General features: G+C 39.1%; 12 protein-coding genes. 10 read left to right on the top strand and 2 right to left on the bottom strand.

Going from position 1 to position 16,405, the window contains the following annotated elements; all coding sequences use genetic code 11:
- Nucleotides 1–10 precede the first annotated feature (10 nt).
- The 8 genes from AABJ51_RS15210 (at nt 11) to AABJ51_RS15245 (ending at nt 13,077) form a co-directional block, all read left to right on the top strand.
- Nucleotides 11–1,681 carry a RagB/SusD family nutrient uptake outer membrane protein gene (locus AABJ51_RS15210; protein ID WP_338373254.1) on the top strand — a complete coding sequence of 557 codons (1,671 nt, stop codon included), beginning with the start codon at nt 11–13 and terminating at the stop codon, nt 1,679–1,681.
- A gap of 32 nt (nt 1,682–1,713) precedes the next feature.
- The gene (locus tag AABJ51_RS15215; protein WP_338373255.1) at nt 1,714–2,253 is read left to right on the top strand and encodes a hypothetical protein; all 540 of its coding nucleotides are present in this window, start codon (nt 1,714–1,716) and stop codon (nt 2,251–2,253) included.
- A gap of 231 nt (nt 2,254–2,484) precedes the next feature.
- Nucleotides 2,485–3,684 carry an alginate lyase family protein gene (locus tag AABJ51_RS15220; RefSeq protein WP_338373256.1) on the top strand — a complete coding sequence of 400 codons (1,200 nt, stop codon included), beginning with the start codon at nt 2,485–2,487 and terminating at the stop codon, nt 3,682–3,684.
- Between the two features lie 12 nt (nt 3,685–3,696).
- Nucleotides 3,697–4,920 carry a glycoside hydrolase family 88 protein gene (locus AABJ51_RS15225; protein WP_338373257.1) on the top strand — a complete coding sequence of 408 codons (1,224 nt, stop codon included), beginning with the start codon at nt 3,697–3,699 and terminating at the stop codon, nt 4,918–4,920.
- Between the two features lie 2 nt (nt 4,921–4,922).
- Entirely contained in the window at nt 4,923–7,382 is a 2,460-nt protein-coding gene (locus tag AABJ51_RS15230; protein WP_434781401.1) for a glycoside hydrolase family 2 protein, read from the top strand.
- A 203-nt stretch (nt 7,383–7,585) separates the two neighbouring features.
- Entirely contained in the window at nt 7,586–8,818 is a 1,233-nt protein-coding gene (locus AABJ51_RS15235) for a glycoside hydrolase family 88 protein (RefSeq protein ID WP_338373259.1), read from the top strand.
- A gap of 285 nt (nt 8,819–9,103) precedes the next feature.
- Nucleotides 9,104–11,716, top strand: a complete 2,613-nt coding sequence (locus AABJ51_RS15240) for a glycoside hydrolase family 2 TIM barrel-domain containing protein (RefSeq protein ID WP_338373260.1) — start codon at nt 9,104–9,106, stop codon at nt 11,714–11,716.
- Between the two features lie 122 nt (nt 11,717–11,838).
- Entirely contained in the window at nt 11,839–13,077 is a 1,239-nt protein-coding gene (locus AABJ51_RS15245) for a glycoside hydrolase family 5 protein (protein WP_338373261.1), read from the top strand.
- Between the two features lie 82 nt (nt 13,078–13,159).
- Here AABJ51_RS15245 and trhA read toward each other — a convergent pair whose 3' ends face one another.
- Nucleotides 13,160–13,813 carry a PAQR family membrane homeostasis protein TrhA gene (gene trhA / locus AABJ51_RS15250; protein ID WP_026626365.1) on the bottom strand — a complete coding sequence of 218 codons (654 nt, stop codon included), beginning with the start codon at nt 13,811–13,813 and terminating at the stop codon, nt 13,160–13,162.
- A gap of 85 nt (nt 13,814–13,898) precedes the next feature.
- On the bottom strand, nt 13,899–14,771 hold the full coding sequence (locus AABJ51_RS15255) for a helix-turn-helix domain-containing protein (RefSeq protein WP_338373262.1): 873 nt from the start codon (nt 14,769–14,771) through the stop codon (nt 13,899–13,901).
- A 149-nt stretch (nt 14,772–14,920) separates the two neighbouring features.
- Here AABJ51_RS15255 and AABJ51_RS15260 point away from each other — a divergent pair, with 149 nt between their 5' ends.
- Nucleotides 14,921–15,361, top strand: coding sequence for a thioredoxin family protein (locus tag AABJ51_RS15260; RefSeq protein WP_026626367.1), 441 nt, complete (start codon nt 14,921–14,923; stop codon nt 15,359–15,361).
- Nucleotides 15,362–15,365: 4 nt separating this feature from the next.
- Nucleotides 15,366–16,385, top strand: a complete 1,020-nt coding sequence (locus tag AABJ51_RS15265; RefSeq protein WP_338373263.1) for a UDP-3-O-acyl-N-acetylglucosamine deacetylase — start codon at nt 15,366–15,368, stop codon at nt 16,383–16,385.
- Nucleotides 16,386–16,405 lie beyond the last annotated feature (20 nt).

Below are 16,405 nucleotides of genomic sequence, written 5' to 3' on the forward strand. Positions count from 1 at the left end.
AAGGAAAAACATGAAAAAACTATATATACTACTATTAGCATCGGTTGTAAGTTTTTGGGGATGTGACCTCGATAAGCTGCCCGAAACAGATTTTACAGATGTTGTTTTCTGGAAATCGGAAAAAGATGTTCGTGCCGCCTGTAACAGGATGTATGATGAGTTGAGAGGTTTTACATATATGAATAATACCTATCACGACAGCAGAGCGGATGAGTTGGTAGGCACATCACCCAATAATATTTCGGCCGGAAACAGAGATGTCCCGAATACATCCGGCAATGACTGGAATGATATTTATACCCGTATATTTACTGCAAATAATATATTGGCGAAATCTCAGGGAGCGGCATTAGATGAAGATGTCCTGAATCGTTGGAATGCCGAAGCATATTTTTTTCGGGCATACTACCACTTCTTGTTGGTAAAGTTATATGGTGATGCGCCTATGGTGCTTAAAGCCATTGAGAACCCAACCGATCCGGCAATGTATGTCGGACGTACACCCCGGGAAGATGTTATTCAGCAGTGTTATGCCGACCTTGAGTTTGCTGCGAAATGGCTGCCGGCTAAATCTAAACTGTCAAAGACCGAATGGGGACGTGTTACCCGTTCTGCGGCATTGGGGATGATTGTGCGCATAGGCTTGTATGAGGGTACTTATTCGAAATATCATAATCTGGGAGGGGATTATAAAGCGCATTTAAAAAAATCGATCGATGCAGCAGAAGCACTGAAAAAAGAAGGACACGGATTGTATCCTGACTTTCAGTCATTATTTTACTTTGAAGGAGAAGGACCTGATAATCCGGAGAATGTTTTTGTAAAGGTGTATGGTCCTAATGGAGACGCCGGGACTATAGTACACGGACACTCCCGAACGATGGAAAACTCAGTGTCGATAACTCGTCAGATGGTAGACTTGTTTTTGTATGACGACGGGTTACCCCGTGAAAAATCACCTTTGAAAATAACTAATGAGAAAAGCTATGATGACGCTCTTGGTAATCGTGATCCTCGTCTGAAGATGACTGTCTTCAGCCTGAGTGAAGAAGCTTTCAAAGGACCGTACATTCCGTTTACAAATCAGAGCGGTAATGGATATTCTATCAAAAAAGGATTTATGTTGAGCGAATGGACTTCTCTGTATAAAGAAACTGTAGATAATATGATCATCCGCTATGCCGAAATTTTAATCTCGTATGCAGAGGCTTTGTATGAATATAATGGTTCTATCACTGATGACCAATTGAATGAAACAGTTAATGCACTCCGCAGCAGGGTCAAATTCAATGCTAAACTGACAAATAGTTTTGTAACAGCCAACAATCTCAACATGCTGGATGAAATCAGACGGGAGCGTACTGTTGAGTTTATGGATGAAGGGCTAAGATACGATGATATCATTCGTTGGAGGATTGCTGAGAAAGTACTGCCTACCGCTATTATAGGAGCAAAATTCGTGGATTCGGAAACCTCCAAACAACGTAAAGATTTGGCAAACCGTCTGACCGATGCCAATGGTATGCTTAACGGAGTGAAGGTCTCTGATCAGGCTGATATGTATGTAATAGAGTTAGCCAATACCCGCAAGTTTAATCCTGCGAGAGATTATTTATACCCTATTCCGTTGAATGAGATAAATATGTCTAACAACAAAATAGAACAAAACCCTAACTGGTAAGGTCTGAGGCCTTCTTTCAAAAAGATGAAATTATGAAAAAAATAATATTGATGCTGACAGTCTTTACACTCGGTTTTACATTTACAAACTGTAGTGATGATGATAAATGGGGAGACGGAGAACCGTCAATGGAACATGTGTATTATATTGGTTTTCAGGATTGGGGAAAGCTTAAGAATGATGTGGTATTTAATGTTAAAGCAGGAAATACCCAAGCTATTCCCGTCCAGTTTCATAGCGAGCGGGTGCGTTCGTATGATGTGGTAACATATTATTATACATCAGGAACACCGGTTTCGGGAGTGGACTTCCTGGTTGTGGATGAGAGCGGTAATGTATTGCAACCCGATGCTAACGGAGCCTATAAAATAGATTGGCCTAAAGCGGTGAAAGGAATAAAAAATATTTACGTAAAGGCTCTTAAGGTATCCGCCAAACCATTAATAGTATCAACCTTTAAGCCTGATGCGGGAGAAATATCCCATCCTGATAATATTACTAATAGCAAGACAAATGACTATGAAGTAAGAGCTTTCTCTCAGAATTATAAAGTAACAGTTAACTTAAAATAGTAGAATCTGAAAGTCTAAAATTAAAGAACATTTCATGTAGCGAGAGCAGAGCTAAACTTGTTTAGGCTATGCCGAATCATACAAAATGACTAATGAAATTGAACGACTTTCAACTACAGATTCACATAGAAAATAAATAGGTCTGAGACCTCAGTTTTTTAGAATAATGCTTAAGGAAGCAGATTTCTCACCACAGAGACTATCTGCTTCTTTTCGATAAAAAAGTAGACTATGAAAAGGATATATGTAATTATTCCACTATTGTTTAGTGTAATTATTCCTCTCCAATCCCAATGGATGTGGAATGCTGATAAAATGAAGAATATCAAGAAGGAACTGAATAGTGAAGACTATAGATATGCTTATAAACATCTTCTCGATGAGGCAAATACTGCATTACGGGGAAAAAATTATTCTGTAACATACAAAGAGGGTATTGCTCCAAGCGGCGATAAACACGATTATGTTAGTTTGAGCCGATATGCCTGGCCTAATCCCGATAAACCGGACGGAATACCTTATATACAGAAAGATGGTCAGTCGAATCCCGAATTGGAAAAATATGACCGAAACCCTCTGGGAGACATGGCAGCATCCGTTTTCAACCTGTCTGTGGCTTATTATTACAGCGGTGATGAGCGTTACGCGCAGAAAGCCGTGGAACAGCTTCGTATTTGGTTCCTTAATAATGATACAAGAATGAATCCTCATTTGGAGTATGCCCAGTTTATTCCCGGAACGAATGGTAATAAAGGTCGTGCGGCAGGATTGATCGATACTTATTCTTTTGTAAGAATGCTGAATGCAGTAGAGTTGCTCTCCTTGTCAAAGCATTATACTAAAAAAGATAAAAAAGCTTTGCAGCAGTGGTTTTCCGATTTTGCCGGATGGTGGCAGACTGCCGATCAGGCCATAGCGGAACGAAGTGCAACCAATAATCACGGATTGGCATACGATATACAATTGACAACTTACCTTCTGTTTTCAGGAAATGAACAAGCCGCAAGGGATATCGTAAACGCTTTTCCGGAGAAAAGACTGTTTACGCAGATAGAACCCGATGGACGGCAGCCACACGAGTTGAGGCGTACACTGGCTTTTCATTATTCGATATATAATATCCAGTTTATGGTAGATATGTTTGCCACCTCACAAAATATAGGTTTGAATATAATAGGGGAGGAGTCCGGCGATGGGCGTTCGTTGTTTAAAGCGGTTGATTTTTTGATCCCTTATTTGGGGAAAACAGTAACTGATTGGCCTTACGAGCAGATCAGCAGTTGGGATAAAGCACAACAGGATTTATGTTACGAATTGTTTCGTATATCATTGATAGATTCGACCCGTACTGATTATTGGAGGCTCTATGAGAAATACTCAATTCAGGGAGTTTCGGATATTAATCGGTTGTTATATGGTTTTAATCACTAAAAAATAGATAGTATGAAATATATATTCATTATAAACATATTAATAATCACATTCTTTTCTTGTAAAAGCAGTAAAAATCAAGAAGATATTGTCGCCCGTAATTTTGCTTTCTCCGGTACACAATTCGATTTTGCTTTCACCGAGATAGATAAGGCTTTATCCATGGATTCAACTGCCGCTGTTAAGCGGTTAGTATCACCTCGTACTATCGAATCTGACGGCTCTTTAGGAATGGTTGCATCAAGAGACTGGTGTTCGGGCTTTTTCCCTGGATCTTTGTGGTATATGTATGAATATACCAAGGATAAGAAATGGGAAGGTCTGGCACGTCGATTTACCGATTCTTTAGAACAGGAAAAAACGAATGGAAGGACACATGATATGGGCTTTAAAATGTTTTGCAGTTTTGGTAACGGGCTTCGGTTGACTCATGACAGCCGTTATAAAGATATTCTTCTTGAGTCGGCTTATACATTGATAACGAGATATAAACCGAATGCAAAGATTATCCGTTCGTGGGATCATAATGGCGACAAATGGAAGTGTCCGGTGATAATTGATAATATGATGAATTTGGAACTGCTGTTTTGGGCATTTAAAGAAAGCCGTGATTCTATTTTTTATCATATAGCAGTAAACCATGCTGAAACAACAATGAAGAATCACTTTCGAAGCGATTACAGCACCTATCATGTTGTGGATTACGATACTGTCACCGGTGATGTATTGAAAAGGAATACACATCAGGGATATGCTCATGAATCGACCTGGGCGCGGGGCGAAGCCTGGGCTATTTACGGGTATACGATGGCTTATCGTGAAACCCGTCTTCCCGAATTTTTGGATCAGGCGAATCATGTGGCACAATTTATCTTTCAAAACCCGAATCTACCAGAAGATCTTATACCTTATTGGGATTATAATGCACCCGGGATACCTAGTGAGCCCAGAGATGTGTCAGCCGCAACGGTTACAGCCTCAGCCTTATATGAGTTGAGTTCGTTTGATAAAGACAAAAGTGAACAATACAAAGCATGGGCGGATAAGATTATCGAAAACCTAAGTAAATATTACCTCGCAAAACAAGGTAGGGACAGAGGTTTTCTGTTGCTGCATAGCACAGGTTCTAAACCGATGAACTCCGAAGTTGATGTGCCGCTCTCTTATGCCGATTATTACTTTTTGGAGGCTCTTCTCAGAAAATATAAACTTGAACACAACGAAAAATTATTCTGATGATGAAAGGGATATGTAAACGAATATCTGTAGTTCTTTACTTATTATTGGTAACTATAACAGGTTTTTCTCAGGTTAATTATGAGAATAAAACAAGATTGAACGAAGGCTGGGAATTTCTTCGTCAGGATTTGGGGAATGTATGGGAGGCTGTACGCCCTGTCCGAAACGATTCGGAGAAAGTTCCGCTATGGACTAAGGTTGAGCTGCCACATTGTTTTAATGCTATTGATGGAGTAGAACCCGATGTGAATTATTATCAGGGACCCGGATGGTATAAAACGTTCTTGAATATTGATAACCCATATAAAAACGGACGCACAATATTGCATTTCGAAGGGGCCGGACAGAAAACAGAAGTATATGTATACACCAGTAAAGTGGGCAGCCACATCGGAGGCTATGACGAATGGAATGTGGATATAACAGAATTCGCTGCTTCTTTTTTGAAAACAGCGGAAGCAGAGCGTTTCGGGGGAAAAGTCCCTCTGATAATCCGGTGTGACAACAGTCGCGACACAGAACTGATTCCCTCTGATTTGTCGGACTTTAACTTATACGGTGGGATTTACAGATATTTGAATTTGGTTTATGTACCATCTCTTTCTATCAAAAATTTGCACACAGATGCGAGTATAGTACCCGATGGCAAAACCGGAAAACTGACTGTTTCAGCTGATTTTAATAATTTTTCAGGCTTGCATACTGCCGATATTCTGATAAAGATATTCAATCCGGAAGGAAAGCTTATTAAAGAAGAAAATAAAGAGATCGGTACTACATCTAAGCAAGAATTGATTTCTTTGAGTATTCCGAAGCCCGATTTATGGTCTCCTGAGAATCCTGCTTTATATTCGTGTGAAGTCTTTTTATCTTCTTCCGGCGAAGAAGTCATTTATAAGGAAAAATTTGGATTCCGTCATTTCGAATTTAAAGAAAAAGGACCGTTCTTCTTGAATGGAAAACGTTTGTTGCTTAGAGGAAGCCATCGGCACGAAGATCATGCAGGAGTGGGAGCGGCAATGACCGAACAGCAAATGACCGAAGAAATGAAGATGATGAAAGCAATGGGCGTCAATTTTATCCGTTTGGGGCATTATCAGCAGTCACGTATTATTCTCGATCTCTGCGATAGTCTGGGTATTTTGGCTTGGGAAGAGATTCCTTGGTGCAGGGGAGGCCTGGGTGGAGAGCATTATAAGGATCAGGCACGCCGCATGTTGACTAATATGATAGACCAGCACCGCAATCATCCGTCAATAATACTTTGGGGAATGGGTAATGAAAACGATTGGCCGAATGATTTTCCTGAATTCGATAAAGAGCAGATACGTGCCTTTATGAAAGAGCTTCATATATTGTCACATGAGCTCGATAACACACGGTTGACTTGTATCCGGCGTTGCGATTTTTGCAGTGATATTGTCGATGTATATTCTCCTTCTGTGTGGGCAGGTTGGTATAGGGGTATTTATACCGATTACGAATCGATGTCTCATATGGAGATGGAAAAAGTTAATAGGTTTCTTCATGTAGAATGGGGCGGTGACAGTCATGCGGGACGACATGCCGAATACGATTATGTATCGTTAGAAAAAGCCGAAAATAAAGCTGAGGCATTTGCTGCATTTGCAAAAGAGACTAAAGAAAAGAAAGATTGGAGTGAAACCTATATCACAGATGTTATAGACTGGCACTTGAAAGAACAGGAACATATGCCTTGGTTGACAGGCACGGCATACTGGCCGTTCAAAGATTTTTCGACTCTGGTACGCCCCGAGAATCCCATTCCTTATGTAAACCAGAAAGGAGTTGTAGAGCGGGATATGCAGCCTAAGGAAGTCTATTATGTATTTCAGTCGTATTGGACAGATGAGCCAATGATTCATATTTACGGGCATACATGGCCTACAAGGTGGGGAAGAGCCAATGAGGAGAAGACAATAAAGGTATATTCCAATTGCGATGAGGTCGAGTTATTCCTGAATGGTAAAACGTTAGGTGTGAAGAAACGTAATTCTCAGGATTTTCCGGCAGCCGGGCTTCGCTGGCATACCCGCCTCATGCCCGGACAGAATGATGTAAGAGCAATAGGTTGGAAAGGTAAAGGTAGATCAAAAGCAGCAGTCAATGATACTATCGTTTTTGATTATGAAAATCGTGTATTCGGTAAGCCTGCTGAAATAAGAATTTCGGCAAAAAAATCAACAGATACATATTATTGGGTAGAGGCCGAATTGGTAGACTCTAGTGGTATTGTTGTTCTCGATTCTCAGGATTATATCTTTTTTGAAGCAATCGGAGATGCCTCATTGATAAAAGACAGAGGTACTGCAACAGCATCAGATAAAGTTCAGGCGACTAACGGCAGAGCACGTATAATGTTGGATAAAGCAAACGGACGCACCGAGGTCGCTGTTAAATCCGTAGGATTGAAAACCCAGTTTATTACTATAGAATAAGTGATTTCTCTGGTACTATTTTCTACGTTTAGTATGCTGTGTTACTACTTATTATCCCCTTTTTATTAAAATACTTGTTGGTTTATGACTTGATTGCTAATTGTTTGTGTTTTTTAGATATTCACTATTTTGATAAAGAAAAGAATAGGTATTTTGAATCTGAATATTTTCGTGGTGAGAAAATTACCCAACATCTATCAGATATGAAGAAATTATGTATTATTGTTTTTATTCTGTCTTTTGTAATTCAGCAGCTCAATAGCCAAAATAAAGAAAAGAAGGATCGTCCCGATATGAATAAATTTGTTCCGGAAATGTTCAGTTTTGCAGCTTTTCAGTTCGAGTATGCACTGAAATGTGTAGATAAAGCATTGGCGGAAAGAGTTCGTAACGATCAGGTGACACCACGTACCATAAATAAAGATGGAAGTCTGAAACTTGTAGGTCCTCGTGACTGGTGTTCGGGATTTTTCCCCGGATCATTGTGGTTTATGTATCGGTTTACAGGAGAAACGAAGTGGAAGCAGCAAGCCCGACGGTTTTCAGAATTGATAGAAACTGAACAGTTTGATGAAACTTCTCATGATGTTGGTTTTAAGATGTATAACTCATTCGGACAGGGTTTTGAACTTACCGGAGATTCGTATTATAAGGATGTTGTTATACAGTCGGCGAAAACATTGATAAAGAGATTCAATAAAAAAATAGGTTCGATACGTTCGTGGGATTGGAATGCTTCAGTGTGGCAGTATCCGGTGATTATAGATAATATGATGAATCTGGAATTGTTGTTTGAAACTGCCCGTTTGACAGGTAATTCGACTTTTTACAATATTGCTGTTACTCATGCAGACACAACTTTGAAAAATCATTTTCGGAGCGACTTTTCTTCGTTTCATGTAGTTGATTACGATACCATAACCGGAAATGTAAGGCATAAGCAGACTTTTCAGGGATATTCCGATCCTTCGGCATGGGCAAGAGGTCAGGCATGGGCATTGTATGGATTTACCATGTCGTACAGATATACAGGAAGACCCGATTATCTGAATCAGGCTGAAGGCATTGCCGATTTTATCTTTTCTCACCCGAATTTGCCTTCTGATTTGATTCCTTACTGGGACTTTGACGATCCTAAAATTCCTGATGTTCCGCGTGATGTGTCAGCAGCATGTATCACAGTATCGGCTCTTTATGAGTTATCTACTTATAGCTCTCAAAATAAAGATGAATATATTAATAAGGGAGATCAAATCCTGATAAATCTGGCAAAAAATTACAGAGCTAAACGCGGGACTAACCAGGGATTTTTATTGTTGCATTCGACAGGTCATCTTCCGGGTAACAGTGAGATAGATGTTCCTATAAATTATGCCGATTATTATTTTTTGGAGGCTCTTATCAGGAGAAAAGCAATATTGGATAAACTGCGATAATGTAGATTTTTATCTATAGGATAAGCAATGTGCCAATGAGAAAATATGCCAATGTGAGAATGAAATAATAAGGAATAAAGTGACAATGAATTATGGACAATTTTATTGTAACTTTTGTAACCTTTTTGAAAATTAATAATGAATAGTGAATCGCTTCAACTGATAATTGTTTATTGATAACTGTTCATTGATCAAGTAACTTTTGTTACCTTTTAGGCTTTAAAGTTTTAATTATAGATGTAAGTGAAAAAAGAGAAATGGTCTGAGGCTTTAAAAATATAATCTATGAAAAAACATTTGAATCGATTTTTATTACTTCTGTTTGTTCTGATGTCTGTATCTGGTTTTTCACAGCGGCAGATCAGATCATTTAATGAGGGATGGAAGTTTTCTAAAGGAGAAGAAATGCCTGTTGCTGATAGTGATTGGGATCGGGTATCAATCCCTCATACATGGAATAGCGATGCGTATACGGTAAAAGATTATTACAGAGGAGCTGCCTGGTATAGCAAATTATTTAGATTGTCGAAAGAAGATCAGGATAAACATTTGTTTTTACGGTTCGAAGGTGTAAATCAGGTGGCATCTGTGTATCTCAACGGAAAGAGGGTAGGAGAGCATAAAGGGGGATATACATCTTTTACATTCGATATAACAACACTTTGTGATAAAGAAGGGGATAATCTTTTGACTGTTAAAGTAGATAATTCTTTGGCTGACGTCCCCCCTATTTCGGGAGATTTTACCATATTCGGAGGAATATACCGTGACGTATGGTTGTTGTCTGTCCCCGGTCAGCATTTTGATTTGTCCGATTATGGATCGGATGGGGTATATATAGATACAAATCAGGTCTCCGAAAAATCCGGTTCCTATACCGTTAGAGGTGCTTTTGTTAATGCTGCTGAGGAAAAAGCTTCGGTAAAGGTGAGCTATACTCTTATAAGCCCTCAAAAGAAGGTCATCAGAACGAAAGAAGAGAAATACCTTTTATCTCCGAAGCAACCAAAGATATTCTCGTATACCGATATAGTTGATCAACCTTATTTGTGGACTCCCGAATCTCCCGATTTATATACAATAGAAACTGTTATCAGGGATGCGGCGACAAATAAAGTGCTCGATATTGTGACTTTACCTTTGGGTTTCAGGTGGTTCAGCTTTGACGGGCAAAAAGGGTTTTCATTGAACGGAAAACCATATAAGCTCCGTGGTGTATGCCGCCATCAGGACCAAAAGCCATGGGGGAATGCGCTGAGTGACGAGGCACACCGCAGGGATATGCAGCTGATTAAAGAGATGGGCGCCAACTTTATCCGCATATCTCATTACCCTCAGGATAAAGCGATAATAGAACAATGTGATAAACTGGGATTACTGGTCTGGGAAGAAATTCCTGTAATAGACATTATTCCTGAGGAAATAACTTTTGGCGATAATTGTGAGACATCCCTTCGGGAAATGATCAGGCAGCATTATAATCACCCTTCAGTAATTATGTGGGGATATATGAATGAGATATTACTTGTGACCCAGCGTAAGAATAAGGGGCAGGAGCTGGATGCTTTAGTAAAAAGAGAATTGGAGCTAGCCCGCAGACTCGAGCAAGTATTAAAAAAAGAAGATCCGAACAGATATAGTGTGATGGCTTTTCATGGTAGTGAATCTTATAATGAAGCCGGATTTCAGAATATCGTGGATGTCGTGGGATGGAATCTGTATCAGGGTTGGTATTCCGATAATCTCTCTCATTTCGATGCTTTTATACAAAAGCAATCAACGGATTATCCTGACAAACCTAAAATCATCAGCGAATACGGGGCAGGTTCGGATAAGAGAATACATTCGCTGCATCCCCAAAGATTTGATTTCAGCATAGAATACCAGCAGGAATATATAGAACATTATCTGCCTGTTATAGAGCGGGAACCCTACATTGCGGGAGCTGCATACTGGAATTTTATTGATTTCGGATCAGCACAGAGAGACGAGTCTATGCCCCGTATCAATAACAAAGGGCTGGTCTATGCCAATCGTACACCAAAGGATGTATACTATTATTTTAAAGCAAATTACCGCAACGATATTCCCGTATTGCATATAGCGTCACATGATTGGATGAAGCGAACCGGAGTTTCAGTAAATGGAACGGATGTGATCCAACCTGTAAAAGTATATTCGAATCTGGTTGAGGTCGAATTGTTTATTGATGGGAAATCGTTAGGTATAAAAAAAACAGCTAACTGTAATGCTGTATGGGATGTGCCTTTTACAAGCGGAGAACATTATATAGAAGCAAAAGGAATATATCAGGATAAGGAAGTGAAAACCGGATTGACTCTCTCCTTTGATGTAATACCTGAAAAATTGAATGCAGGAAATTTTTCGAACAGAGAACTGGCTGTTAATGCCGGAAGTAACACATGCTATATATCACCAGAAACAGGTCTGACATGGCTTGCCGACAAGCCTTATACCAAAGGCAGTTGGGGATATATAGGAGGAAAAGAAGAAGCTACATTGACACAGATTAAGGGCGTAAACGATAATCCTTTGTATCAGTCTGTTAGGGTGATGCCAGAGATGTATAGGTTTGATGTACCGGCAGGAGAATATGAAGTGGAATTGCTGTTTGCTGATATTTTCGGTACAGGTGCGAGTATAGCTCACACTTTAGGTATAACCGGTGAAAAGAGCCAGACGATAAACTCTTTTGATATCATAATAAACGGATCGGTTATAGATTCGGATGTAAGTTTAGATGACTCGGTAGGCAAATATTATGCTGTTCGGAAGAAATATATAGTGAAGTCCGAAAAAGGGGAAAATATCACGATCCAATTTCGGAATATATCGGGTTCTTCATTTATAAATGGTCTAAAGTTAAGAGTTTTATGAAATTAAGAATATAGCCTTTTTGTTTTAACCTTCTGTTTGGGCTATTGTTGAGTATAGACTTTATTGGTATAGCCGAAACTGTTGATTATTGTTTTGTAATATGTTATTTAAAATATCTGATCATGAAAATCTATTATCTGTTTATTCTTGTTTTTTTAGTAGGCTGCCACAGTGAGCAGCATCAGACTAAATTGTCGGAAGATGCATTTGTAAGAGTACAGGACCAGAACCTGATAACACCCGATGGTAAGCCATTTTTTATAAAAGGAACCAATCTCGGTAACTGGCTCAATCCGGAGGGGTATATGTTTGGGTTCGATAAAACTAATTCGCCCGAACGGATCAATCGCATGTTTTCTGAATTGATAGGACCTGATCTTACCCGTGATTTCTGGACGCAGTTCAAAGACAATTATATCACCTTCGATGATATCCAATTTATTGCGTCTACGGGAGCTAATACTGTTCGTCTTCCCTTTCATTACAAGCTATTTACCGATGAGGATTATATGGGGCTTACTGCAAAGCAAGACGGTTTTGCCCGTATCGATACTCTTATCAGCTGGTGTAAAAAGACAAACCTTTACCTTATTCTTGATATGCACGATGCTCCGGGAGGTCAGACAGGTGATAATATAGATGACAGTTATGGTTATCCCTGGCTATTTGACAGTAAGCCTTCTCAAAAATTATTCTGCGAAATCTGGACAAAGATTGCCGACTATTATAAAAATGAACCGACGATCTTAGGTTACGAGCTCGTAAACGAACCTATAGCCCCTTATTTCCCGAATATGGAAGAACTGAATGCCAAACTTGAACCTTTGTATAAAAGAGCAGTTGCAGCAATACGTACCGTTGATACCAACCATATCATTTTGTTGGGCGGATCTCAGTGGAATGGAAATTTTAAGCTATTCACTGATTCTAAGTTCGATTCTAAGATTATGTACACCTGTCATCGTTATGGCGGAGAGCCTACGGAAGAAGCTATTCAGGGTATTATTAATTTTAGAGACAGTGTTAATCTACCGATGTATATGGGAGAAATCGGACATAACTCGAATGAATGGATGGCGTCTTTTTGCAGAGTGATGGAAGATAATAATATAGGATGGACGTTTTGGCCGTATAAAAAGATCACTAGCTCATCGTTTGTCGGTTTTACAGCACCTGACGGTTGGAATAAAATCATTGCGTTTGCCGAAGCACCACGGAGTTCATATAAAGAAGTGAGAGAAGCCCGTCCCAATCAGAAAGAATCATGGAAGACAATGCAGGCTCTTATTGAGAATGTAAAATTCAGAAACAATACAATCCAGAAAGATTATATTCAGGCTTTAGGGCTTAAGGCCGATTGATATATTGAGGGAGCAGGTAATGTATCTGCTCTTTCTCTTGAAAACAAGAACTAAGTTGCATAAAGGATTTACGGTATAAGGCTTACAATATTGTATATATAGCTATTATGTGACAGATACTGCCGCCTAACACAAAGAAATGGAAGACAGTGTGCATATAAGGGATTTTTGCAAAAGAATAGAACAATGCTCCGATGACATAAGATACACCACCTGCTACAAGCCAATATAAAGCCTCCATTTTTCCGATATTGCCAAGTACTTCAATAAGCGGAGGAAAGGCTATAAATATGCTGCTTCCCATGATTACATAGCAAGCCGTTTCTATATAACTGTGCTTACCCGAACGTTTGAAACTGGCTATGACACCAGCCAAAGCAGCCAGCCATATAAACAAAGTGAGAGACCATCCCCATGCTCCTTGTTCTCTGAGAACGATCAATGTAAATGGAGTATATGTTCCGGCTATGTGAAGGTATATAGATGCATGGTCGAACTTTTGAAGTATATCTTTTTTTCGTCCTTCAGGTAAAGCATGGTAGCTTGTTGATGCGATATAGCACGACAGCATCCCCGTCAGATAGATGCATACACTGAGTATAGCCCAATTATTACCCGATGTAACAGCCATAGACAGCAAAATAAACCCGGAAACAATCCCGAGGGCTATACCCGCTGCATGTGATAAACTATTTGCAAGTTCTTCTTTTTTACTGTATGTTCTGCTTCTTGCCATTTTAAGAGTAAAGGTAATTATAAAGTACAGGGCTTGTGGTGATACGATTTTTATCTATACTGAAAAGATGAAAAAAGATATAATTTTAACTTTCGCGGTATTCGACCGGAGTCATTCCTGCATATTGCTTAAAATATCGACCGAAGAAAGATGGATTTGGAAAATTTAATTCTTCCGAAATCTGAAGAACAGTCATATTGGATCTCTTCAACATCGATTTAGCCTCTATTATAACTGATTCGTTAATCCATTCGTTCGCTGTTTTTCCTGTTGCTTTTTTTAATGTGCTCGACAGGTATTTAGGGGTAACGAATAACTTATCTGCATAGAATGCTACATTTCGAATTTCTTTCCGGTGGTTTATCATTAAACGAAAGAATTTGTGAAGAAGTTCTTCTTTTCTTGCCGACTTTATTTCGGTATTACATTCAGTGTCTACGTAAATAGAGCAGGCTTGCATGATGGTAGTATAGAGTAACCCTTTAGCTATTTCTTTTCTGTATGCCTGATCTGTTCTTTGGTGTAGGTTCTCAATCAACGAAAAATAGGTAAGCAATTCCTGCATTATTCCATTGGGTATCTTGATACACGACTGTTTTCCAATTTTGAAAGCGACATCAAAATTTGAAGGGAAAGGCAGATCCGAAAGAAGATCTATTGGGAAAAATAATGTTTTGGTATGTAGATTTTGACCTCTTTTTATGGGTTCGAATATTTGATTTGGAAATATAATTGTCAGCGTATTTTTGCTTACAGTGTATTTCCTGAGATTGATCTTTATCTCGGCAGTTCCGTCTAAACAAATAGAAAGAAGAACCCCCTCAAAGATATGAGGGAAATCGAGTAAAACATCTGTTGGAATTTCTGTCGACTCAGAGAAAATAATGTTTTCAACAACACGGGCATTTGCGTTTTTGTTGAGAATATCATCAACGGAAATTTTTTCAATAGGTTCCATTTTTTTTACAATAAAATACAGGCTTTGTTCGACTACAATAGTAAAGGTAAATAAAAAAAGGAAAAATCGGACATTTTAGACGAATTTCAGGTTGTTATATATTCGTAAAAATCAAAGATCTTTGCCATTGTGATTTCAGGTATTGTGTTATGAAGAAAATGTTTAAGATAAAGCCGATTCATTGTGTGGGAGCATTTATTGCTATAATACTTTCTATGTATATGGTAGACAGCTTTACACCCAAGGCAAGTATTAAATCGATTCATGAAACAAGTTTACTCGAAGTTGATGACCGTGTTTTTGGAGATAAAACCGGATCGGGTATTTCTTATGTGCTTTTCTATTCCGAAGATTCAGAAAAGTGTACAGAAATGGCTTATAATCTCGATCAGCTGTCAAAAAAAGAGTCCGGCTCTCACTTCTATTGTATGAATGTATCGAAAGATCAGGCTCAGGCGTTAGCTCATCAGGTATCGGGTGTTCCATACACTCTGATATTGAAAGATGGAAAACCCGTAGAAAAAGTATTAGGAATTGTTCCGGTTTCAAACTTGCGGATGATTCATGAAAGAATAAATAAAAAAGATTGAAAATATGGTCGAAATGGTTAAACAACAGACATTAAGAAATAGCTTTCTTTTAGAGGGAATAGGTTTACATACAGGTGTGTATGCAAAAATAAAATTCAATCCGGCTCCGGAAAATCACGGATATAAGATAATGAGAACCGATTTGCCCGGAACCCCTATTATCGATGCATTGGCAGAACATGTGATGAGTACCGAGAGAGGAACAGTCTTGAATGTAGACGGTATTCAGGTAGGAACAATTGAGCATGCTATGGCAGCGTTGTATGCCTGCGAAATAGATAATTGCCTGATAGAAGTGGATGCTCCGGAGTTTCCTATTTTGGACGGAAGTGCCATCTTATATTTGAAAAGTATAAAGGAAGTCGGAACCCACATTCAGAACGCTGATCGTAAGTACTTCGATTTTCCGCGGAAAAAGTTCAAGGTAATGGATCCCCAGACAGGCTCTTCTTTGCAAATGATTCCGTTTCAGGATTACGCTATCCAATGTGATATATCTTTCGATTCACCTTTGCTGAAAAAGCAAAGTGCAAAACTTGATAGCTTACAGGAATTTGCGAAAGAGATAGCTTCTGCCCGCACATTTGTCTTCGTTCGTGAGATCCAAACTTTGATTCAGCATAATCTGATTAAAGGAGGAGACCTCGATAATGCTATTGTTGTTTACGACTCGGTAATTCCGCAGGATGAATATGATAAGATAGCCGATCTGATGGGTGTTGAAAGGCGTGATGCGACAAAAGTAGGCTATATAATGAATAAGCCATTGCTTTACACAAATGAACCGGCTCGACACAAACTCCTGGATGTGATGGGAGATCTGGCTTTAGTCGGAGGTTTTATAAAAGGGCGTATCATAGCAAATCGTCCCGGACATAAGATCAACAATCAGCTGGCAAGAGCTATACGCAAATATTATATCGAAACAGTAGAAGAAAAAGAAAAGAAGAGACGTGAAAAGGCAAGAGCGAAGAAGGTCGCAGCAGCTCCTGCTGTATCCAATTTTTATTGGAATTGCCCATAAAGGTCTCAGTCCTATTTATA

It is taken from the genome of Indolivaga capnocytophagoides (assembly GCF_036511535.1).
Classification (GTDB): Bacteria; Bacteroidota; Bacteroidia; order Bacteroidales; family Dysgonomonadaceae; genus Dysgonomonas_A; species Dysgonomonas_A capnocytophagoides.

What these genes read in the sequence shown, in the direction of transcription:
- AABJ51_RS15220 (WP_338373256.1), top strand. Translation starts at nt 2,485, where the DNA reads ATGAAAAGGATATATGTAATTATTCCACTATTGTTTAGTGTAATTATT.
- AABJ51_RS15240 (WP_338373260.1), top strand. Translation starts at nt 9,104, where the DNA reads ATGAAAAAACATTTGAATCGATTTTTATTACTTCTGTTTGTTCTGATG.
- AABJ51_RS15235 (WP_338373259.1), top strand. Translation starts at nt 7,586, where the DNA reads ATGAAGAAATTATGTATTATTGTTTTTATTCTGTCTTTTGTAATTCAG.
- AABJ51_RS15210 (WP_338373254.1), top strand. Translation starts at nt 11, where the DNA reads ATGAAAAAACTATATATACTACTATTAGCATCGGTTGTAAGTTTTTGG.
- AABJ51_RS15225 (WP_338373257.1), top strand. Translation starts at nt 3,697, where the DNA reads ATGAAATATATATTCATTATAAACATATTAATAATCACATTCTTTTCT.
- AABJ51_RS15230 (WP_434781401.1), top strand. Translation starts at nt 4,923, where the DNA reads ATGAAAGGGATATGTAAACGAATATCTGTAGTTCTTTACTTATTATTG.
- AABJ51_RS15255 (WP_338373262.1), bottom strand. Translation starts at nt 14,771, where the DNA reads ATGGAACCTATTGAAAAAATTTCCGTTGATGATATTCTCAACAAAAAC.
- AABJ51_RS15245 (WP_338373261.1), top strand. Translation starts at nt 11,839, where the DNA reads ATGAAAATCTATTATCTGTTTATTCTTGTTTTTTTAGTAGGCTGCCAC.
- AABJ51_RS15265 (WP_338373263.1), top strand. Translation starts at nt 15,366, where the DNA reads ATGGTCGAAATGGTTAAACAACAGACATTAAGAAATAGCTTTCTTTTA.
- AABJ51_RS15215 (WP_338373255.1), top strand. Translation starts at nt 1,714, where the DNA reads ATGAAAAAAATAATATTGATGCTGACAGTCTTTACACTCGGTTTTACA.
- trhA (WP_026626365.1), bottom strand. Translation starts at nt 13,813, where the DNA reads ATGGCAAGAAGCAGAACATACAGTAAAAAAGAAGAACTTGCAAATAGT.
- AABJ51_RS15260 (WP_026626367.1), top strand. Translation starts at nt 14,921, where the DNA reads ATGAAGAAAATGTTTAAGATAAAGCCGATTCATTGTGTGGGAGCATTT.